The 20,761-nt window shown below is 73.2% G+C and carries 18 protein-coding genes; 7 read left to right on the forward strand and 11 right to left on the reverse strand.

Annotation, left to right across the window (positions count from 1 at the left end):
• Window positions 1–44: 44 nt before the first annotated feature.
• From CKY47_RS14895 to CKY47_RS14905, 3 genes are all read right to left on the reverse strand, one after another.
• Entirely contained in the window at window positions 45–1,256 is a 1,212-nt protein-coding gene (locus CKY47_RS14895; RefSeq protein WP_306746376.1) for an ATP-grasp domain-containing protein, read from the reverse strand.
• A 3-nt stretch (window positions 1,257–1,259) separates the two neighbouring features.
• The gene (locus CKY47_RS14900) at window positions 1,260–2,462 is read right to left on the reverse strand and encodes an MFS transporter (RefSeq protein ID WP_306746377.1); all 1,203 of its coding nucleotides are present in this window, start codon (window positions 2,460–2,462) and stop codon (window positions 1,260–1,262) included.
• Window positions 2,463–2,563: 101 nt separating this feature from the next.
• A complete protein-coding gene (locus CKY47_RS14905; RefSeq protein WP_306746378.1) occupies window positions 2,564–3,769 on the reverse strand; it encodes an MFS transporter in 1,206 nt (401 codons plus the stop codon).
• A 58-nt stretch (window positions 3,770–3,827) separates the two neighbouring features.
• On the opposite strand from CKY47_RS14905, the gene CKY47_RS14910 reads away from it, so the two are divergent.
• Both CKY47_RS14910 and CKY47_RS14915 read left to right on the forward strand, forming a co-directional pair.
• Window positions 3,828–4,415: a TetR/AcrR family transcriptional regulator gene (locus CKY47_RS14910; protein WP_306746379.1), complete on the forward strand. Its 588-nt coding sequence runs from the start codon at window positions 3,828–3,830 to the stop codon at window positions 4,413–4,415.
• A 345-nt stretch (window positions 4,416–4,760) separates the two neighbouring features.
• Entirely contained in the window at window positions 4,761–4,937 is a 177-nt protein-coding gene (locus CKY47_RS14915) for a hypothetical protein (RefSeq protein WP_306746380.1), read from the forward strand.
• 43 nt (window positions 4,938–4,980) lie between these two features.
• On the opposite strand, the gene CKY47_RS14920 is transcribed toward CKY47_RS14915, so the two are convergent.
• The 3 genes from CKY47_RS14920 to CKY47_RS14930 all read right to left on the reverse strand — a co-directional run bounded on the left by CKY47_RS14920 (window position 4,981) and on the right by CKY47_RS14930 (window position 7,991).
• Entirely contained in the window at window positions 4,981–5,844 is an 864-nt protein-coding gene (locus CKY47_RS14920; protein WP_306746381.1) for an Orn/Lys/Arg family decarboxylase, read from the reverse strand.
• A 104-nt stretch (window positions 5,845–5,948) separates the two neighbouring features.
• A complete protein-coding gene (locus CKY47_RS14925; RefSeq protein WP_306746382.1) occupies window positions 5,949–6,191 on the reverse strand; it encodes a hypothetical protein in 243 nt (80 codons plus the stop codon).
• Between the two features lie 489 nt (window positions 6,192–6,680).
• On the reverse strand, window positions 6,681–7,991 hold the full coding sequence (locus CKY47_RS14930) for a LacI family DNA-binding transcriptional regulator (protein ID WP_306746383.1): 1,311 nt from the start codon (window positions 7,989–7,991) through the stop codon (window positions 6,681–6,683).
• 121 nt (window positions 7,992–8,112) lie between these two features.
• On the opposite strand from CKY47_RS14930, the gene CKY47_RS14935 reads away from it, so the two are divergent.
• Window positions 8,113–9,771 (forward strand): serine/threonine-protein kinase, encoded by a 1,659-nt coding sequence (locus CKY47_RS14935; protein ID WP_306746384.1) that lies wholly within the window; start codon window positions 8,113–8,115, stop codon window positions 9,769–9,771.
• A gap of 36 nt (window positions 9,772–9,807) precedes the next feature.
• On the opposite strand, the gene CKY47_RS14940 is transcribed toward CKY47_RS14935, so the two are convergent.
• Window positions 9,808–10,977 carry an acyltransferase family protein gene (locus CKY47_RS14940; RefSeq protein ID WP_306746385.1) on the reverse strand — a complete coding sequence of 390 codons (1,170 nt, stop codon included), beginning with the start codon at window positions 10,975–10,977 and terminating at the stop codon, window positions 9,808–9,810.
• Between the two features lie 681 nt (window positions 10,978–11,658).
• On the opposite strand from CKY47_RS14940, the gene CKY47_RS14945 reads away from it, so the two are divergent.
• Window positions 11,659–13,074, forward strand: coding sequence for an endo-1,4-beta-xylanase (locus tag CKY47_RS14945; RefSeq protein WP_306746386.1), 1,416 nt, complete (start codon window positions 11,659–11,661; stop codon window positions 13,072–13,074).
• 190 nt (window positions 13,075–13,264) lie between these two features.
• The gene (locus CKY47_RS14950) at window positions 13,265–15,292 is read left to right on the forward strand and encodes a family 43 glycosylhydrolase (protein ID WP_306746387.1); all 2,028 of its coding nucleotides are present in this window, start codon (window positions 13,265–13,267) and stop codon (window positions 15,290–15,292) included.
• Between the two features lie 59 nt (window positions 15,293–15,351).
• Here the strand turns inward: CKY47_RS14950 and CKY47_RS14955 are convergent, their stop codons facing one another.
• The 3 genes from CKY47_RS14955 to CKY47_RS14965 are packed head-to-tail and all read right to left on the reverse strand — an operon-like array spanning window position 15,352 to window position 18,750.
• A complete protein-coding gene (locus CKY47_RS14955; RefSeq protein ID WP_306746388.1) occupies window positions 15,352–16,359 on the reverse strand; it encodes a sporulation protein in 1,008 nt (335 codons plus the stop codon).
• A gap of 34 nt (window positions 16,360–16,393) precedes the next feature.
• The gene (locus CKY47_RS14960) at window positions 16,394–17,440 is read right to left on the reverse strand and encodes a hemolysin family protein (protein ID WP_306746389.1); all 1,047 of its coding nucleotides are present in this window, start codon (window positions 17,438–17,440) and stop codon (window positions 16,394–16,396) included.
• Window positions 17,437–18,750: a hemolysin family protein gene (locus CKY47_RS14965; protein ID WP_306746390.1), complete on the reverse strand. Its 1,314-nt coding sequence runs from the start codon at window positions 18,748–18,750 to the stop codon at window positions 17,437–17,439. Before CKY47_RS14965 ends, CKY47_RS14960 begins: the two co-directional genes overlap by 4 nt.
• 144 nt (window positions 18,751–18,894) lie before the next feature.
• On the opposite strand from CKY47_RS14965, the gene CKY47_RS14970 reads away from it, so the two are divergent.
• Complete coding sequence (locus CKY47_RS14970) at window positions 18,895–19,293, forward strand: MerR family transcriptional regulator (RefSeq protein WP_306746391.1); 399 nt, start codon at window positions 18,895–18,897, stop codon at window positions 19,291–19,293.
• Window positions 19,294–19,443: 150 nt separating this feature from the next.
• Entirely contained in the window at window positions 19,444–20,115 is a 672-nt protein-coding gene (locus tag CKY47_RS14975) for a DUF4097 family beta strand repeat-containing protein (protein WP_306746450.1), read from the forward strand.
• A 57-nt stretch (window positions 20,116–20,172) separates the two neighbouring features.
• On the opposite strand, the gene CKY47_RS14980 is transcribed toward CKY47_RS14975, so the two are convergent.
• Entirely contained in the window at window positions 20,173–20,727 is a 555-nt protein-coding gene (locus CKY47_RS14980) for a M15 family metallopeptidase (RefSeq protein ID WP_306746392.1), read from the reverse strand.
• Window positions 20,728–20,761 lie beyond the last annotated feature (34 nt).

Below are 20,761 nucleotides of genomic sequence, written 5' to 3' on the forward strand. Positions count from 1 at the left end.
CCGCGCCCGGTCGCCCGGGTCGGTGGTCGGTCAGCGCTCGGTGGTCAGCGCTCGCTCTTCACGTCCACCCGCACGGCGGCGACGGCCGCACGGGCCCTGGCGTCCGCCTCGGCCGGGGTGTCGCCGACGGCGATCGCCGAGCCCACCCGGTCCCAGGACGAGCGCAGGTCGGCCAGGGTGTCCCCGGCCTTGCGCAGGACGTCCACCCGCTCCACGCCCGGCAGTGCGGAGGCGTCCTCCACCCCGTCGACGGCGAGGACCGTGCCCGGGTCGGCGGTGACGAACGCGATGGCGGCGGCGCGCGAGGCCGTCGCGGGCGGGTCGACGGGCCGGCCGGCCAGGGCGTCCACCCAGTGCCGGGTCAGGTTCGTCCGGTAGGCCAGGTCGATCAGGTCCACGATCTTGTCGCCGGGCGGCCTGCCCGCGCACTCGACCAGGCGCGGCCCGTCGGCGGTGCGCACCCACTCGGCGTGCAGGATGCCGGTGTCGAACCCGACCGCGCGCACCAGGTCGTCCACCGGTCCGCGCCACTCGGCGGGGGGCTCGGCGGGCACCACGTGGCCCAGCTCGACGGGGGCCGGGCCGGCGGAGGTGCGCTTGGCCGTGACGTTGAGGAACACCACCTGCCCGCCCGCCACCAGGCACTCGGTGCTGAACTCCGGGCCACGCAGGCGCTCCTCCACCAGGTACCGCCAGGACATCGGGCGGTCGGCGATCTGGTTGCCCTCGTCGGCGGTCGTCGTGGCCGCCCACGCCGCCCCGACGTCCGCGCCCGCGTCGAGCAGCAGCACGCCCAGGCTGGCCTGCCGGCCCGACGGCTTGACCACGCACGGACCGCCCCCGGCGAACGCGGCGATGTCGTCGGCCGAGCGGACCTCGGCGAACCGCGGTCCCGGCATGCCCGCCGCGGTGGTCACCTCGCGCAGGGTCAGCTTGTCGCGCAGCACGGACGCCGCCCGCACGCCCGCGCCGGGCAGCCCCAGCGACCCGGCCGCGCGGGCTGCGGCGACGACGGCGTACTCCAGTCCCGGCGCCACCGCGTCGACGCCGGTGAGGCCCGCGACGACCTCCAGGAACTGGTCGTCCTGCTGGTAGCGGCCGAACACGACCTCGGCGAGGCAGGGGTGGCGCCCGGCCTTCGCGGCGAGCCCCTTGGCCTCCCACAGGTCGCGCTCCTCCAGGACGACCACCTCGGTGTCGCCACCGTCGAGCGCGGTGAGGACACCGTCGTTGTATCCGAGGAGCAGCAGTCGCACGGGTCAACCCTCCTGGGCCGGGGTGAAGAGGTGGAACAGGACCGCGAGCACGCCGAACACGGCCAGCGCGCCCCAGTACAGGGGCCGTGCGCCGTGCGCGGCGGCGGTCAGGAACAGGGCGCCGCCGGTGAACGCGCCCACCGACTCGCCGGCGGTGGCCGCGACCTGGCGCAGGTTGAACAGCTCGACCACCGGCCGGTCGCCGGGGATCACGCTGAACGCGGTGTTGACCATGGGCGTGAAGAACGTCTCGGCGAGGGAGAACACCGCCACCGCGCCGAGCACCCCGGCGACGACCGCGCCGGTGATGCCCATCAGCGCGAACGCGGCGGCGAAGATCCCCACGCCGACCAGCAGGAACACCGTCGGCGGGGTGCCCGCGCCCAACCTGCGCGCGCAGTAGGCGGTGACCGGGACCTGGAGCGCCACCACCAGCACGGCGTTGGCGGTGAAGATCCCCGCCCGCCAGGCCGGGTCGTCGGTGACCTGGGCGACCTGGAGCGCCACGGCGGAGAAGAACTGGGCGTACAGGAACCCGCCGGCCGCGGTGATCAGGGAGACCCGTCGCACGTGCGGGTCCGCCACCACGGCCCGCAGCAACCCCCACCGCAGCGGGGGCCGCACGTCGCCGTCGTCGGGCCGCACGCCCCCCGGCACCAGGACGAGCACGGCCGCGGCGGCCAGCACGTACATCCCGGCGACCGCGAGGAGCAGGAGGGTGTCGAGCGCGTTGTCCAGCATGAGGTTCGCGACGACGGGCCCCAGCGCGGCGGACACGTTGACCGCGATCTGCACGGTGGAGAAGACGGTGTTGCGGGCGACGGTCTCCAACGACAGGGCGACGTAGACGCGCGCCATCAGCCCGTTGGTGCTGATCCCCGTGCCCGCCAGCAGCAGCGCGGCGACGATCCCCGCCGCACCGGGTGCCACCGGCAGCACGGCGAACCCGGCGGCGGCCATCAGCAGCCCGAACGCCATCGCCACCCGCACGTCCGCCCGGTGCAGCAGCGAGCTGACGAACAGCGAGGCGCCCCGGACGGCGAAGTTGAACGCGAACAGCGCGACCCCGACGAAGACCGCCCCGCCGGCCGGCTCGAACCGCTCCAGCAGGACGGGCAGCACCGGCAGGACGGCGAAGAAGCCCAGGTGCGACAGCAGGTAGTCCAGGACCACCGGCACCGTCACCCGCGCACGCCGCGCAACCACCCCAGTCACCACCGGCCCCCAGCCGCTCCGAGCACCCGACGCCGCGCGGACGAACCGCGCGGCATCCCCGTGGGTTCGTATCTACCACCGATGGGAGGGTGTTACGAACGGGTTGCGGCGGACTTCGGGGAGTCCACCGCGTGGGACCCACCGGTCGACGGGATCAGCCCGCCCAGCACCGAGAGGCCCGCGGCGATGAGCCCCAGGGTCACGAAGTCCAGGGACTCCCCGAGCACCCCGAAGCCGGCGGAGCCCGCCGCCTGCCCGACGGCCAGGGCGATGAACAGCACCGAGGTGCCCGCTCCGGCGGCGTCCGGCCAGACCTGCCGGCTCCAGAGGACCAGCACACCGGACAGCCCCAGGTAGCCCGCGCCGAAGACCGCCATGCAGGCGTACGCCACCCAGGCCGCGCCCGTGCCCACCGACAGCGCCAGTCCCCCGCCGGCCAGCGCCGACGCACCCGCGCAGAGGCACCACGCCCGCCGCCTCCCCCACCGCTCGACCACCACCCCGGTCAGCGTGCCGAGCACGCCTCCCAGGCCCAGGGCGATCCACAGCCCGCCCACCCCGCCGGCGTCCACGACGCCGGCTCCGGTGACCGCCAGCGGTCCGAACGTCCAGATCAGCGCCGACCCCGCGCCGGCGACCACCGCCGCCGCGCCCGGCACGACCAGGGACCGCCACGACCTCGGCGCCCGGGACGCCCGCGGCGCCCGCCGGGGAGCGGCCAGGTCCGCGCGTGCCCGCACCGGGTACCAGGTCGCCAGCGCGGCCACCGCGCACACCAGCGCCATCACCACCCAGGCAGGGCCGACCGAGGGGACGAGCGGGGCCAGCACGCCGGCGCCGATGACGCCCACGGCCGTTCCCGAGTTCACCAGGGACTGCCCCGTGGCGGCGGCGCGGCGGGAGACGACCGCGTCGACAACCGGGACCAGCGCGGGCGACGCGAACCCGCCCCCCATCCCGCCGACGAAGACCGCGATCACGAACACCACCGGGTCCGCGGCCACCGCCACGCCCAGGCAGCCCGCCGTCGCCGTGACGCCGGCGAGGAGCACCCCGGCGCGGGGGTGGCGGTCGGCCGACCGCGCGGCCACCGCGGCGGCCAGGGCGTACGAGGTGAACTGCGCCGCCGCGGCCCAGCCGAGGACGCCGGCCAGCTCCGGGCGCCGCACGCCCAGCTCCGGGGCGAACAGGCCGACCCCGAACCTGGCCATCCCGTAGGTGGCGGCGATCAGGGCCATCCCCGCCACCGCCGTGCCCAGGCCGGACCCGGCACGGCGGTCCGCGGTGGTCGTCGACATCCCGGCTCCCCATTCGGTATAACGCTCGTTATAGCGCAACGGTCGTTATGCTAGGGGCATGTCCGGTCGCCCGCACACCAGGGAGCGCATCCTCGACGCCGCCGAGGCGCTCTTCTTCCGCAACGGCATCGCGGTCACCGGCGTAGACCAGGTGGCGGCCTCCGCGGGCGTCGCGATCGTCACGCTCTACAAGCACTTCGGCGGCAAGGACAACCTCCTGCGCGAAGTGCTGGCACGGCGGCTGGAGGCGTGGACCCGGCACTGGGACGCGGCCGTCGACCGGGCCGGCTCACCCCGTGAGCGCCTGCTGACGGTCTTCGAGGCGATCGAGACCTTCCGCGCCGCCACCGGCCCGACGCAGTGGTGCTGCTTCCTCGCCACCGCCTCCGAACGCCCCGCGCCGTCGGACGGGCGGGCGGACCCCGTGTTCGACCTGGTCGAACAGGACACGCGACTGGTCGCCGAACGCTTCGCCCGCCTGGCCGAGGACGCCGGGTGCGTCGACCCGGGCACCGTGGCGTCGAGGCTGCTCCTGCTCTACAACGGGGTCCTCGGCAGCCTCCTGCGCGGAGTCCCGGCGGACCCCGTGGCGCACGCCCGCGACACCGCGCGCCTGGTCGTCGACTCCCACTCGCCCGTCGCGTGACCCGCCGTCGACGGGAAGCGCCTTCCCCGCCCCGGACCCCGCGGTCGGGCGATCGCCTGCGCGGACCGGCGGCGCGAGAGGAAGGCGGCGGACGAGGAACTTCAGCACGCGTCTCAGGCGCTGCTCGTCCTGGCCCACCCCGTCCGCCCCCGGTGCACGCCCGGTGGGCGCGGGGCGGGGGGACGTCCTCCGGACGTGTCCCGATCCCCTCGGCACGGGGCACAGCAGCGGTTCACGCGGTCGGGTGGTCCGCCGTGCCGCCGGACCCGGTGAGGCGTCGGGCACCCGCTGCGGGGTACCCGGCGGAGCCGGGGCAGGTGCCCGACCACCGCACGGGGAGCCACCGTGGACGAAGAAGAACTCGAACGACTGCACCGACGAGCCGACCTCCTCGCCATCGTCCACCACGACCGGATGACACCGGACCAGTTGCGCACCGCCATCGCGGAACGCGAACGGGGGGCGGACCCGCACCAGGCCGAGGCGAAGACCGGGAGGTTCGGCCAGGCGGACGAGACGTGAACCGCGTCGACGTCGGAGGACCGCGCCCCACGCCCGCGCTCCGTCAGCGGCTGCGGTCCACCACCCGGAAGCTCTTCAGCTCCGGGTCGGCCGGGTCGGGGAGTTCCATGCCGGCGCCGAGACCGCCGCGCACGGAGTCCACGACCGCCTCGGTGATCACCTCGCCGGGGAGCACGGCGGGCGCGCCGGGCGGGTACGGCGTGACCATCCCGGCGCAGATCCGGCCGACGGCCTGGTCCGCGGGCACCTGCTCGACCTCGGCGAAGAACGCGTCGCGGGGCGGTATCGCCGTCTCCGGCTGGAGTTCGTCCGGCGTGGGCAGGTCGACCGGCGGGGGCGCGGACATGTCCTGGGCGGCCTTGGTCAGGGCGCCCGGGGCGTCGGGCAGCACGCCGGCGGTGCGGTGGTCGTCGGCGTGGGTGAACTGGGCGACGACGCGCCGGTGGTCGGACAGCCCGACGGTGACGCGCTGGTGCTCGCGCAGCCAGTCGGCGGCCTGGTAGCCGCTGATGCCCAGCTCGGCCACGTCGACGACCATCTTGAGGGGGTCGAGGGTGTGCGTGCGGCCGGGTCCGGTGAACTCGGCCTCGCCCACGACGCGCAGGCCGGGCGGGTCGTCGATCGCCGCGCGGGTGGAGTGCGCCGGCGCGAGGGTCGCGGTGAGCAGCTCCTCGCCGTGCTGGACCATCTGCCGCCGCCACCCGTCGAGGGTGGCGCAGACGAGGGAGGTGGGCTGGTGGTGGCCGGCAGGCCTGTCGAGGCGGTCGTCCAGGCCGCTGACCGGGATGACGTACCGCCTCGCCCACGGCGTCCAGCACGCGGGGTCCACCCCGCGCCCCTGGCGGTGGCCGGGCGGGGTGAACGGGGTGAACCCCTGCTCGCGGAACGCATGCGACGCTTCCGGCACCGGTGCTCTGCTGTGATCCATGCGGGTGGAGCAACCAGGACGGCGTGGCTCGACCACGACCGTCACCGGCCGCGGGGGTGCCGGTGGCCCGCCGGTGGCCCGATTCAAGTCGCGGAACCGGTCCCCGGGCCGGTGCGCCGGAACGACCACGTGCGGATGATCTTGGCGGTGTCCAGCACCGACACGGTGCGGTCGGGCAGCATCACGGGCACCCAGGAGCGGGAGGTCTGCGGGTCGACCACGTGCGCACCGATCACCACGCCGCGCACGTAGACGGTCGGGTGCAGCACGTCCGGGTTGAGGTAGGTGACGATCGAACCGCGGTCGGGGCAGGGGATGACGGCCATGGCGGAGTCCAGTGGGGTCGGGTGCGCCCGGGCGAGTGCGTCGTCACCGGGGCGGGGTGGTGTCGCCGGCTGTTCGACGTCCCGGTCGAGTACCCCCACCCCGCCGTCGAAACCACCGATCCACGACCGGATCGACGCGCCGGCGTTCCGCGACCCCGTGGTGGTCGCGGGTGCTCCGGGGCCGGCGGTCGTGGGTGTGGACGGGTTCGACGATCGACACCGCACCCGTCCCGACCGGCCGGTCCCACCGACGCGGTCGGCCGTCGTCGGCCGGTGGTGAACAGGTGCGTCGGCACGGCGTCCACCGGCGCGCGGTAGCCGGCCGGGTTGAGGTGCAGGTGGTCCCGGCGTCGTAGGCGGTGCCGAGCGCGCGGCCGGACCGGTCGGGCCGGCGGTCGTTGCCGTTCACCGGGTCGAGGTGCTTCCCGGGGCTGTGGAAACGGCTTCCGCGCCCACCCGATCAGCGCAGCGCCGACCGCGACACCCGTCTCAGCACGGCGGGGCGGTGCTGTCGCGGACGACGAGCGTGGTCGCCAGTTCGACGCGCTCCCGGGAGGTCGGCCGCCCGGCGACGAGCGACAGGAGCAGTTCGGCGGCGGTGGCCCCCATCTCGGCCGCGGGCTGCCGCACGGTGGTCAGCGGCGGCCCGCACCAGCGGCCGGCGGGGATGTCGTCGAAGCCGACCACGCTGAGGTCCTGCGGGACGCGCAGGCCCGCCTGCCGGGCCGCCTCGTAGACGCCCAGCGCCTGGAGGTCGTTGCCGCACACCACGGCGGTGGGCCGGTCGGGGAGCCGCAGCAGCTCCCGGGCGTGGTCGAGGCCGTCCTCGAAGGCGAACCGCCCGACGCGCACCAGCCGCTCGTCCACCCCGGCCCCGTGCGCGTCCATCGCCGCCCGGGCGCCCTCCAACCGGGCCCGCGCGCAGAGCCGTTCGACCGGGCCGGTGATGACGGCGATGCGCCGGTGCCCGAGGTCGAGCAGGTGCCGGGTGGCGGCGATCCCGCCGCTCCAGTTGGTCGCCCCGACCGAGGGCACCGGGTGCTCGGGCTCGCCCGTGGGGTCCAGGACGACCATCGGGATGCCGCTGGCCGTGAGCAGGGCGTGCTGCTCGGAGGTGAAGCCCAGGTGCACGGCGATGACGCCGAACGGCCGTCGCGCCAGCAGGTCGTGCGCCCAGGACCGGCCGCTCGACGTCTGCTGCACCGCGTCGGTGAACCCGACCGCCAGCTCGTGCCCGCCGATCACCCGCCCGACCCCGCGCATGATCTCGACCGCGAGGAAGCTCTGCATCCCGTAGAAGACGACCTCCACGTTCGGCGCCCGCACCGCCGCCTCCGGTCGGCGGTAACCGTGCTCGCGCAACGCGTCCTCCACCCGGCGCCGGGTCTCCGACGCCACACCCGCACGCCCGTTGAGCACCTTCGACACGGTGGGCGCCGACACCCCGGCCAGCCGCGCGACCGCCGCGACCGTCGGCTCGCCCCGCCGGGGACCCCGCCGGCGCAGGCCCGCGAGGCCGGTGGCGGGCGCCGGGCGCGCGTCACCGGCGACCGGCCGCTGCTCCGGGGCGTCCGCCGGGCGGGCCCGCGCCTCGCGCAACCCGCGGGCCTCGTCGAGCAGCCGGGCACGGACCGCCTCCGCCCGGCGGTCGGCCTCCGGACCGGCCGGGACCGTCTCCGTGAGGTAGCGCCGCTTCCGGGAGTCGGGCTCGACACCGGCGTACACCCGCACCCGCAACGACCCGCTCGGCAGCCTCTCGACCTCGCCGCGCGCCCGCCGTCCCGTCCCGGAGTTCCCCATGGAGCCACAGTAATGAGACAGTCGCTCCACGCCAGTCGTCCGGCCGCTCCGCACACCTCCCGACCGGAGGTCGTCCCCACCGGTGCCCGGTCCCCCGGTGGTCGGTTGCTAGCGTGACGCGGTGTCTGAGCGAGAGCACACCGGGCGGATCATCGACGGCCGCTTCGAACTGCTGGCCAGGTTGGGCAGCGGCGGGATGGGCACGGTCTGGCGCGCCCTCGACCTGGGGCTGCACCGCGAGGTCGCCATCAAGGAGGTCCGCCCGGCCGACACCGACCAGGTCGAGAGCAACCCCGCGATGGCCGCTCAGCTGCGGGAGCGCGTGCTGCGCGAGTCCCGCGCCCTGGCCCGGTTGCAGCACCCGAACGTCGTGTCGATCTACCAGATCGTCGAGTCGCCCGACTCGCCGTACCCGTGGATCGTCATGGAGCTGGTCCGCGGCACGTCGCTGGACGCGCGGCTGGACGGCGGCGTGCTCACCCCGGCCGAGGCGGCGCGGGTCGGGCGGGACGTGCTCGCGGCGCTGCGCTCGGCCCACTCCGCGGGCGTGCTGCACCGCGACGTCAAGCCCGGCAACGTGTTGCTGCGGACGGACGGCAGCGCCGTGCTCACCGACTTCGGCATCGCCGCCCTGCAGGGCTCGACCCAGCTCACCGCGACCGGCGACGTCATCGGTTCCCCGGAGTACATCGCCCCGGAGCGGCTGCGCGGCGACGAGACGCACGCCGCGTCGGACTTCTGGTCGCTCGCCATGCTGCTGTACGTGGCCGTCGAGGGTCACCACCCGATGCGCCGCGCGTCCACGATGGCGACCCTCGCCGCGGTCATGACCGAGCCGGTGCCGCCGCCGAGACGCGCGGGCGCCCTGGCGCCCGCCCTCGACGCGGCCCTGCGCAACGACCCCGCCGACCGGCCGACCGGCGAGGTGCTGGACCGGATGTTCGCCGCCGCCGAGCGCGACCCGGCCCCGTTCCCGGGACCTCCCACCCCGGGCGGGTTCGCCGTCCCGGGGCCGCCGGGCGGTCCTCGGCCGCAGTACCCCCACCGGCCGTCCGGACCGACGCCGATCCCGGTCGGCGGGCCGCACCCCCACGGCTACCCGCAGCCCCACCCGACGCCGATCCCGCTCCCGGTCACGGGGGCGCGCAAGCGGACGGTCGCCGTGGTCCTCTCGCTGGTCGGGGTGGCGCTGATCGTCGCGACCACGCTCGTCGTCCGCACGTGGGTCTCGGACGGCTCGGCGAACGCCGGCGGGAGCACGTCGACCACGCCGACGGCCACCGGGCCGGGCACCGGCCCGCCCGCCGTCCCGACCACCGCGCCGGCCGACGTGGTGGAGGACGACCTGCTCACGCCCGCCGGCGCGCGCAAAGCGGTCGGTGCGCTCGGCGAGGCGATGGGCGGCACCGCGGTGTCCGAGCTGACGCTGTGGCCGGACCGCGCCACGGCCGTCGCCCCGACCGCGGCTGTCGCGCACGGCTTCGACAACTTCGAGTACAGGGGCGGCAAGGCCACCAGGAAGGGCCCGGACGGGGTGGACGCCGACGAGGCGGTGCTCGACCTGAACGAGGTGGACTGGGACGCCCTGCCCGCCCTGTTCGAGCGGGCGGACCTGGAGCTGGGCGTCCCGGCGCCGACCATGCGCTACGTGATCGTGGACACCGGCCTCATCGACAAGATCGCGTCGGTGAAGGTGTACCTGATCGACGACTACGGCGCCGCGTACCTCCAGGCGGACCTGAAGGGCGAGGTGCAGAAGACCTACCCGCGCGACAAGTGAGCGGCCGGCGGCTCGGTGGGCCGCCGCCCGCCCGCGTCAGCCGACGGGCTGCCGGTCCCGCTTGGCGTAGCTGAACTTCCGCATGATCGGCCGCTCCACGAGGTGGAACAGCAGCGCGCCCGCGGCCAGCGTCGCGACGAACAGCACGAGCGCGACCAGGATGGCGGTGGGGGTGTCGTGCGTGCCGCGCAGCAGCCAGCCGCCGTAGATGACCACGACGCCCTGGCACAGGTAGAAGCCGAAGGAGACGTCGCCGAGCCACCGCATCGTGCGGCCGCGCAGGGCACTGCGGCGACCGTCGACGTCCGCCGCCGCGGCGGCGCAGATGAGCACGCCCAACGGGACGGCGGTCGCCACGGTGAAGCCCCACACCATCGGCGCGTACAGCGCGGCGGCGTACCCGACGGCGGTCAGCAGCGCGGCGGGCAGGATGCCGATCGAGGGCCACCGGCCGGCCATCACGACGCGGGCCAGGACCATGCCCAGCACGAACTCGAACAGCCGCATCGGCGGGAAGACGTAGCCGAACCAGAACTGCAGGTCCGACAGCGGCGCGTCGGCGGTCCGGCCACCCGGGACGAGGTACTGGGTCACGAGCTGGTGGACGACCATCCCGGCGACCATCAGGCCGGCCCAGGTCCACAGGCGACTGTCCGCGATGCGCTTGACGCCGCGCAGCAGCACCGGGAACAGCAGGTAGAACAGCAGTTCGCAGCACAGCGTCCAGGCCGGCACGTTGATGCTGCGGTGGATCTCGGTCTGCGGGAAGAACGCGTGCACCAGCAGCAGGTTGGGCAGGTAGGCGACCCACGGCGTGATCGCCGAGGCGAACACCAGCAGCGTGACGGCCCACGTGACCACGTGGTTGGGGAAGATCTTGAGCACCCGGCGGCGCCAGAACGGCCGGGCCGCCTCGCCGTCGCGGGCCGACCAGGTCAGCACGAACCCGCTGAGGATGAAGAAGAACGAGACGCCGACGTACCCGGCTTTGCCGAACAACCAGAAGAGGTCCTGCGCGGTGCCGGGATCGCCGAACGGGGACATCATCGCGTGCGGCGGGATCGGCGAGGGCATCATCACCGTGATGTGGAAGAGGAACACCAGCATCGCCGCGATGAACCGCAAACCGGTCAACGAGGGCAGTTCCACGGCTCTCGCCGCAAGGCGGGCGCGCAATCCGGACGCCATCGACCCGGTGGGGACCATGTGCTTTTCCTTCCACGAGGGAGTCACGAACCAGTCGTGCCCTTCCGGCGATTACGACCGGGTCGTGCGCTTTCCGAGAGCCCCCTTGCTCCAAGATCGATCGGTCGGAAATGTACGTCCGACCCCGTGGGCACGCAAGGGTCCGGGACCGGAACACCGGGCGACCGGTCCGTGAAGCCGAGGTGCCGCGGCGCGACGCCCCGGAGAGGCCGCGGCCCGCGCGGCCTTCGACGCGACCACCCCGACACACCGTCCCGGCGATGGGTCGACATCGGATGCCGATGCTAAAATGTTTGCGCTAACTTTAGCGCGACCAATCGAATCCACTGTCGAATGACATTCGACGAGACAGCGCCACTTGCCTGTGCGAAACAGTTTCGTAACATCTTGACCGGCTGTCTCTCGTCGTCCACAGTCGGAGAGGCACGACGCCCGCCGGTAGCGACAACCGCGTCAACTCGACAACACCCCCATTTCCACCGAGGAGACCAACGGCGAAATTGTTAACGCTAACAAGTCTGTTGGACCTCCTGTCGCGACCAGCCGAGCGGGTGCCGGCCAGTGCCCCTGTCACCGCGGCACCACGACACGCGGTGTTCTGATCCGTGAGGACACGTGATGAACCATTCGACACGAGCGGTCATTCGGCCGACGCCCCCGCGTCGGCCGAGAACAACGGCGTTGCTGCTCGTCGCAGGACTCGTCGCCACCACGATGACGGTGGCGTTCGGCGGAGTCGCCCACGCGGGCACGACGCTGGGCGCGGCGGCGGCGGAGAAAGGCCGGTACTTCGGCGCCGCCGTCGCGGCGGGGAGGCTCGGCGACGGCACGTACACGACCATCCTGAACCGCGAGTTCAACAGCGTCACCGCCGAGAACGAGATGAAGATGGACGCGACGGAGCCGAACCAGGGCCAGTTCACGTTCACCAACGGCGACCGGATCGTCAACCACGCCATCAGCCGCGGCATGAAGGTGCGCGGCCACACCCTGGCCTGGCACGCGCAGCAGCCCGGCTGGATGCAGCGCATGGAGGGCTCGGCCCTGCGCTCCGCGCTGGTCAACCACATCACCCGGGTCGCGTCGTACTACCGCGGGAAGATCCACTCCTGGGACGTGGTGAACGAGGCGTTCGCCGACGGCGGTTCCGGCGGGCGGCGCGACTCCAACCTCCAGCGCACCGGCAACGACTGGATCGAGGTCGCGTTCCGCACCGCGCGGGCGGCCGATCCCGGCGCCAAGCTCTGCTACAACGACTACAACACCGACGGCGTCAACGCGAAGTCCACCGGCATCTACAACATGGTGCGCGACTTCAAGGCCCGGGGCGTGCCGATCGACTGCGTGGGCTTCCAGTCGCACCTGACCAACTCGGCGCCGTCCGACTACCAGGCCAACCTGCAACGCTTCGCCGACCTCGGCGTGGACGTGCAGATCACGGAGCTGGACATCTCCGGCGCCAACCAGGCCAACGCGTTCGGCACCGTCACCCGCGCCTGCCTCGCCGTCGCCCGCTGCACCGGCATCACCGTCTGGGGCATCCGCGACAGCGACTCCTGGCGCACCGGCCAGAACCCCCTGCTGTTCGACAACTCCGGCAACAAGAAGGCCGCCTACACCGCAGTCCTCGACGCCCTCAACGGGGGTTCGCCCCAGCCGGGGGTCATCGACACGACCGCCTGGTACGTGCTGGTGAACCGGAACAGCGGCAAGGCGCTCGACGTCTACAACCTCGCCACGAACGACGGCGCGCGCATCACCCAGTGGACCCGCAACAACGGGAACCAGCAGCAGTGGCAGTTCGTCGACTCCGGCGGCGGCTACTACCGGCTCAAGTCGCGCCACTCCGGCAAGGTGCTCGACGTCTACAACTTCTCCACCGCCGACGGCGCGTCGATCGTCCAGTGGGCCGACGGCAACGGCACCAACCAGCAGTTCCGCGCGATCGACGCCGGCGGCTACCTCCGCCTGGTCAACCGCAACAGCGGCAAGGTGCTCGAAGTCCAGGGCGCGGCCACCGCCGACGGCGCGAACGTCGTGCAGTACAGCGACTGGGGCGGCGCCAACCAGCAGTGGCAGCTCCTCCGCGTCGGCTGACGCACGTCCACCCTTCTCCCCGCGGCACCCCGTTCCCCTGACAGAGCGGGGTGCCGCCCTCCCCATCACCGACGAAAGGGTGCGAACCATGTACGGGACAAACCAACCCCCGTCACCGACGCGCCGGTCAGCCGTGCCCGGTTCCCCGTCGGGACGCCGCCGCCGGTGGGGCGGAGCAGCCGTCGCGCTCGTGGCCGTCCTGCTGGGCGGCATCACGGTGGTGCTCGGCTCCACGACGGCATCGGCCGCCACCGTGGACACGACGGCCTGGTACGTGCTGGTGAACCGGAACAGCGGCAAGGCGCTCGACGTCTACAACCTCGCCACGAGCGACGGCGCGCGCATCACCCAGTGGGCCCGCAACGACGGCAACCAGCAGCAGTGGCAGTTCGTCGACTCCGGCGGCGGCTACTACCGGCTCAAGTCGCGCCACTCCGGCAAGGTGCTCGACGTCTACAACTTCTCCACCGCGGACGGTGGCGGCATCGTGCAGTGGGCCGACGGCAACGGCACCAACCAGCAGTTCCGCCTCGCCGACTCCGACGGCGGCCACGTGCGGCTGATCAACCGCAACAGCAACAAGGCCGTCGAGGTGCAGGGCGCCTCCACGGCCGACGGCGCGAACGTCGTGCAGTACAGCGACTGGGGCGGCGCCAACCAGCAGTGGCAGCTCGTCCGGGTCGGCGGCGGCGGTCCGACGACCACCACGACCACCCAGCCGGGCGGCCAGTACACCAACCCGGTCGTGTGGCAGGACTTCGCCGACGTCGAGGTCATCCGGGTCGGTGACGCGTACTACATGACCGCGTCGACCATGCACTACTCCCCCGGCGCGCCGATCCTGCGCTCCTACGACCTCGTCAACTGGGAGTTCGCCGGCCATTCGGTGCCCTCCCTGGACTTCGGCGCCAAGTACGACCTGACCAACGGGCAGCGGGCCTACGTCAACGGCATCTGGGCCTCGACGCTCCAGTACCGGCAGAGCAACCGGACCTACTACTGGGCCGGCTGCATCGACTTCAACGACACCTACATCTACACCGCGAGCAGCGTCGAGGGTCCGTGGAACCGGCACGCCCAGATCGACAACTGCTACTACGACGCGGGCATGCTCATCGACGACAACGACACGATGTACGTCGCGTACGGCAACGGCGCCATCAGCGTCGCCCAGCTGTCCGCCGACGGGCGCAGCCAGGTCCGCGCGCAGCAGGTCTTCCAGACCCCCTCGAACATCGGGACGCTGGAGGGCGCGCGGTTCTACAAGCGCAACGGCAGCTACTACATCTGGCTGACCCGACCCGCCAACGGCCAGTACGTGCTCAAGTCGGACAACGGCCCCTTCGGCCCGTACACCGTGCGGCAGGTGCTGCTCGACCTGCCGGGCCCGATCCCCGGTGGCGGCGTGCCCCACCAGGGCGGCCTGGTCCAGACCCAGAACGGCTCCTGGTACTACATGTCGTTCGTGGACGCCTACCCCGGCGGCCGCGTCCCGGCGCTCGCCCCGATCACCTGGACGGCGGACGGGTGGCCGACCCTCCAGACGGTCAACGGCAGGTGGGGCGTGAACTACCCGTCGCCGCTGCCGCCCCGGCCGGTCAAACCCCTCACCGGGTCGGACACCTTCGCGGGCACGGCGCTCGGTCCGCAGTGGGAGTGGAACCACGACCCGGACACGTCCCGCTACTCGGTGGCCAACGGGCTGAGGCTCCAGACGGCCACGGTCACCAACGACCTGTACGCCGCACGCAACACCCTGACCCACCGCATCCAGGGACCGACCTCCACCGCCACGATCGAACTCGACCACAGCGCGATGCGCGACGGCGACCGCTCCGGCCTGGCGATGCTGCGCCAGTCCTCGGCGTGGATCGGCGTCAAGCGCGACGACGGCCAGACCCGCGTCGTGATGACCAACGGCCTGACCATGGACAGCAGTTGGCGCACCACCGGCACCGGCACCGAGGCCGCGAGCGCCGCGGTCGGCGGCAGCCGGACCTGGCTGCGGGTCAACGCCGACATCCAACCCGGGTCCAACCGGGTCGCCCGGTTCTCCTACAGCACCGACGGCGTGAACTTCACCCCGCTCGGGCCCGCGTTCACGCTGAACAACGCCTGGCAGTTCTTCATGGGCTACCGCTTCGGGATCTTCAACTTCGCCACGCAGTCCCTGGGCGGCGCGGTGACGGTGCGCAAGTTCGACCTGACCACGCCCTGACCGCTCGTGGTCGGCGGTGCCCGGTGTGGTCCAGGAGGCCACACCGGGCACCGGTCGGACTACTCCTCGTCGCCGCCGAAGGCCTCGCCGCCGTCGTCCTCGAACGCGTCGTCGAGGGCCTCGCCGATGATCATGCCGCCGACCACGCCCGCCGCCGCGCCCGCGACCACGCCGCCCATGCCCGGCCCCCGGCGGTGGCCGTGGTGCCCGTGCTGGTCGTAGCCGTGGCCGTAGCCCGGCTGGCCGTACCCGGGCTGGCCGTACGCCTGGTGACCGCCGCCGAAGGCCGCGTGGCCGCCGCGCTGGGAGACCTGGGCCAGCCACTGGTCGATCGCGCCCGCCCAGTCGGTCTGCATCGCGTCCTGGTGGGACACGTGGAACCGCCCGAACGAGTCGCCGCCGGACGAGAACATCCCGCCGCGCTTGTCGGCCTCCAGCACCACGACCAGCTCGTGCGGGTTCGTCACGAAGGTCAGCTCGACCTGGCTGAGCGCACCCGCGTACCGGGCGGGCGGGAAGAACTCGATCTCCTGGTAGAACCCGAGCTCCTGCTGCACGCCGTGGATGCGCCCGGCCTCCACGTCGGCCGACCGGAACTGGAAGCCCAGCTGCCCGAACGCCTCCAGCACGCGGTCCTGCGACGGCAGCGGGCCGATGAACAGCGGGTCGAGGTCGCCCTTGTCGGGCGCGCCGGAGATCACCAGCTCGGTGCGCACGCCGACGGTCATGCCGGGCAGCGGCTGACCGCCCACGGCGGTGATCGGGGCCTCCCACGGCACCGGCACCTGGAACGGCACCGACACCGGTTGGTTCGCCGCCACGTGCACGCCCTGGGCGACCTGCACGCGCAGGAACTCGGCCGTGCCGCCGAACTCCTGGTCGCCGTGCTCGACCTCGACGCGCGTGACCAGCGACAGCACGACCTGGTCGATGCGGGCCTCGTTGCTGCCGCCCTGGATGCGCACCTGACCGGTGACGACCTGGCCGGGCACGACGTGCGGGGTGTCCAGGACGGTGTCGACGGACGGGGCGCCGACGCCGAAGGCGCTGAGCATCCGCTTGAACATGCGGTTCCTCTTTCAGGAGTGGGACGGGTGGGGTTCAGTTCGCGTCGAGCAGGGTGTCGGTCTCGTCCTCGAAGTCGCCGATCAGCTCTTCGAGGAGGTCTTCCAGGGCGGCGATGCCGACCACGCGGTCGTCCGCGCCGGCCACCAGCGCCAGTTGCGCGCGCCGGGCGCGCATCTCGGTCACCGCAGCGGCCACCGGCAGGCTCGACGCCAGCACCAGCGGCGCGGTCATCAGTTCGCGCGCGCTCTTCTCCTCGCCCACCGCGGTGGCCCGGACGGCCTCGCGGATGTGCACCAGGCCGACGTACTCGCCGTGCATGTCCATGACGGGGAAGCGGGACCGGCCCGACTCCCTGCTGCGGCGCTCGACGGCGGAGGCTCGGGTGTGCTCGGTGACGCTGACCGCGTCGTCGATCGGGATCATGATCTGCGCGACGGTCGTCTTCTGGAGCTGGAGCATCCGGGTCAGCAGGCGCTGCTGCCCCTCGGGGATCAGCCCGTGCTCACCGGACTGGCGCACCAGCAGGCGCAGGTCGTCGGGCCGGTGCGCCTGCGCCAGCTCGTCCTGCGGTTCCACCTTCAACGCCCGCAGCAGGGCGTTGGTGAGGTTGTTCAGCCCGGTCAGCAGCCACCGGACGCTGCGCGCGAACGCGCGGAACGGGATGGCCAGCAGCAGCGCCGAGCGCTCGGGGTGCGAGATCGCCCACGACTTCGGCGCCATCTCGCCGACCACCATGTGCAGGAACACCACGACGACCAGCGAGATCGTGAACGCGATGGCGTAGGCGGCGGCGTCCGGCAGGCCGACGGCGCCGAACAGCGGCTCCAGCAGGTCCGCCACGGCGGGCTTGGCGAGCGCGCCGAGCCCCAGCGTGCACAGCGTGATGCCCAGCTGCGCGCCGGCCAGCATCACCGACAGCTCGCGCACCCCGGCCACGGCGGCCCGGGCCGCGCGGCTGGTCTCCGCGTCCTGCTCCAACCGGTGCCGCTTGGCCGCGATCAGGGCGAACTCGGCCGCCACGAAGAACGCGTTGGCCACCAGCAGCAGCAGCGAGACGATCAACGCCCAGGTGATGCTCATCGGGCCTCCTCCCGCGCCTTGCTGGTGGTGCTGAGCACGACCGTGCCGGGCACGTTGCGGACGACCTCGACGACGCGCAGCGACACGCCGTCGAACTCGATCCGGTCGTCCACCTGCGCGGTGCGCCCCAGCCGGTGCAGCAGCAGGCCGGAGATCGTGTCGTAGGTCTCGTGCTCGGGCAGCTCGACGCCGGTGGAGTCGGCGATCTCGTCGAGGCGCATCCGACCGGGCACCCGCCAGACCCCGTCGCCGAGCGGTTCGATGGCGAGGCGGACCACGTCGTCCTCGTCGTGGATCTCGCCGACCAGTTCCTCGGCCAGGTCCTCCAGCGAGACGACGCCCGCGAAGCCGCCGAACTCGTCCACCACGCACGCCAGCTGCCGGTGCTCGGCGCGCAGCCGCTCCAGCACGGCGGGCAGCGGAAGCGTGGCGGGCACGACCAGGGCGGGCGAGGCGATCTTCCCGACCGGTGTGGTCGTCCGCTCCCCCGGTTCCACGGTCAGCACCTCGGCCAGCCCCACGACGCCCCGCACGTCGTCCAGGCCGTCGCCGGTGACCGGGAACCGCGAGTGCCCGGTGTCGAGCAGCTCGACCACGCGCGAGACGGGTTCGTCGGCGCCGATGGTCCTGACCAGCACCCGCGGGGTCATCGCCTGCTCGGCCACCAGCTCCCGGAACCCGAGGCCGCGGTCGAGCAGCCGGGACAGCTCGGGGTCGAGGTGCCCCTCGGCTCCGGCGTCGTCGATGATCTGCTTGAGGTCCTCGGGCGTGGCGCCCTGCGGCAGTTCCTCCACCGGCTCGATCCCGACCGCGCGCAGCAGCCGGTTCGCCGTCGCGTCGAACAGCCGGATCATGGGGCCGGCGATCTTCAGGTACACCAGGGTGGAGGGCGCGAGCGCCTTGGCCAGCACCTCGGGCTTGGCGATGGCGAGGTTCTTGGGGAACAGCTCCCCCAGCACCATCTGCACGACCGTCGCGAACACGAGCGCGATCGCCATGGAGATCGACACCGAGGCCGCCTCGGGCAGACCGGTGAGGCCGACCACCCCGGTCAGCCCCTCGCCGAGCAGCGGTTCGGCCACGTAGCCGACGAGCAGGGCCGTCACCGTGATGCCGAACTGGGCGCCGGAGAGCATGAACGACAGCTTCCGGGTGACCCGGTAGGCGCGCTCGGCGTTCTTGTCGCCGCCTTCGGCCATCTGCTGGAGCCTGCCCCGGTCGACCGCCATGTAGGCGAACTCCTGGGCCACGAAGTACCCGGTGGCCGCGGTGAGGGCCACGATGACCAGCAGTCCGAGGGATATCAACACGGCGCACCCGCGCCGCGGAGGAGATCAGGCCGGGGAAGTCCCGGCCTCCTACTGCATGTGTCGTCGTCTGAAGCGCTTGGCATACACCTCACAGTAGCACGCGGCACTGTAGGGTTGGGATCAGGACGTCAGAGGGGAGTCGACGTGACCGAGGCGCTGCTCAGGATCGGCGAGCTGGCCGCCCGCGCGGGCGTCAGCATCCGCACGGTCGACTACTACACCACCCTCGGCCTCATCGACCCCGCCCAGCGCACGGCGGGCGGCTACCGCCTCTACCAACCCTCCGACGTGGACCGCATCCACCTCGTACAACGCCTGGAGGTCCAGGGAGTTCCCCTGGAGGAGATAGCCACCGCGCTCGCCACGAGACAGGTCGACGTGAGCGTCATCCTCGACCGCATCAACGAAGACCTCCGGACCCTCCAGGCCGCCGTGGACAGCGCCTCCCCCGAAGCGCACGGCCTGCTGGCCGCCATCGCCACCCGCGTGCACTCGCTGATCACCGTGGCGCTCCAGATCCCGCCGGACATGCTCCTGCCCTGACCGCGTCAGGGGCCGTGTCAGCACGGTGGCGGCCCGGTGTCAGGACGGCCGGCGATGGTGGTCCCCGTGATCAGGTCACCGATCACGGCCACCGCCATCACGGACGCCCCCACCGACGGGGACGCCCGGACGCACCGTCAGGAGAGCACCATGCGGTTCGACACCCCCGCCCCCGTCTCCGCCGTCCTCGACATCCCCGCCGGGCACGTCCGGTTCGTCGCCGCCGACCGGACCGACACCGCGGTCGAGGTCCGGCCCGCGAACGCCTCGAAGGGCCGCGACGTGAGGGCCGCGGCGCGGACCGCGGTCGAGTACCGCGACGGCGTCCTGCGGATCTCGGCCCCGTCCTCGCCGAAGGACCAGTTCCTCGGCCCTTCCGGCCGCGTCGACGTCACGGTCCACCTGCCCGCCGGTTCCCGCGTCGAGGCCAAGGCCGCCGACCTCGGGTTCCGGGGCGTCGGACGGCTCGGCGAGGTCGCCTTCGCGGGCTCGCACGGCGCGGTCGAGCTCGACGAGGCCGCGGGCGTCCGCCTCACCACGCACGCCGGTGACGTCTCGGTCGGCCGCCTCACCGGCCCGGCGGAGATCAGCACCGGCAAGGGCGACATCCGGATCGCCGAGGCCGTGCGCGGCGCGGTCGTGCTGCGCACGCAGGCCGGCGACGTGTCGGTCGGCGCGGCGGCCGGCGCCTCCGCCTCGTTGGACGCGGGCACCTCCCGCGGTCGCATCGACAACGCGCTCCGGAACACCGGCCGCGGCGCCCCCGACCTGGAGTTCCACGCGACCACCGCCCACGGCGACATCACCGCCCGCAGCCTCTGAACGGCCGCGGCCCCACCAGGCGGCGGACGGCGGGTACCGCGGGCCGGGCGCTCCGGGTCAACCGGTGGCGTCGACCCGCGGGGCCGGGCACTCGCCGCCCGGCGCGGTCAGCAGCTCGAAGTGCCACATCTCGTTGGCGTACGCCTGGCACAGGCCGTAGTCCGCCCCGTTGCGGACGAGCCAGTCGGCGGCGTCGGTCGGCCCGATGTCGATGGCCTCACCCCGCACGTGCGCCGACTTCTCCGGCGTGGTGACCCACCGGCGCGCCTCCTCGACGCTCCCGTGCACGGCCACGGCCTCGTCGAACAGGCGCCGCTGGTAGCCCTCGCCGCGCCAGCCCGAGGTCACCCTCAGCTCGATGCCGGCCGCGCGGGCGTCCACCGCCGCCGCGCGCACGGCCGCCACCAGGGCGGCGTCCAGCCGGGAGAGCGCGGGGTGGTCGGAGTCGTCGAGCGCGATGCTGGTGTTCGCCGGGATGCTGCCGTCCACCTCCGGGCCGGCGCCACCGCCGTTCCCGGGCGCGGCCGGGGAGGCGCACGCGGACAACGCCACCACACCCGCCGCCGCCGTCAGCAAACCCGCCGCGCGCACGTGCGCCGATCGCCGGAACATGTTTCCTCGCAGGTGGTCTCGGAGTCCGAACGCC

Origin of the sequence: Saccharothrix longispora (genome assembly GCF_030852425.1) — a bacterium.
Lineage (GTDB): Bacteria > Actinomycetota > Actinomycetes > Mycobacteriales > Pseudonocardiaceae > Actinosynnema > Actinosynnema longispora.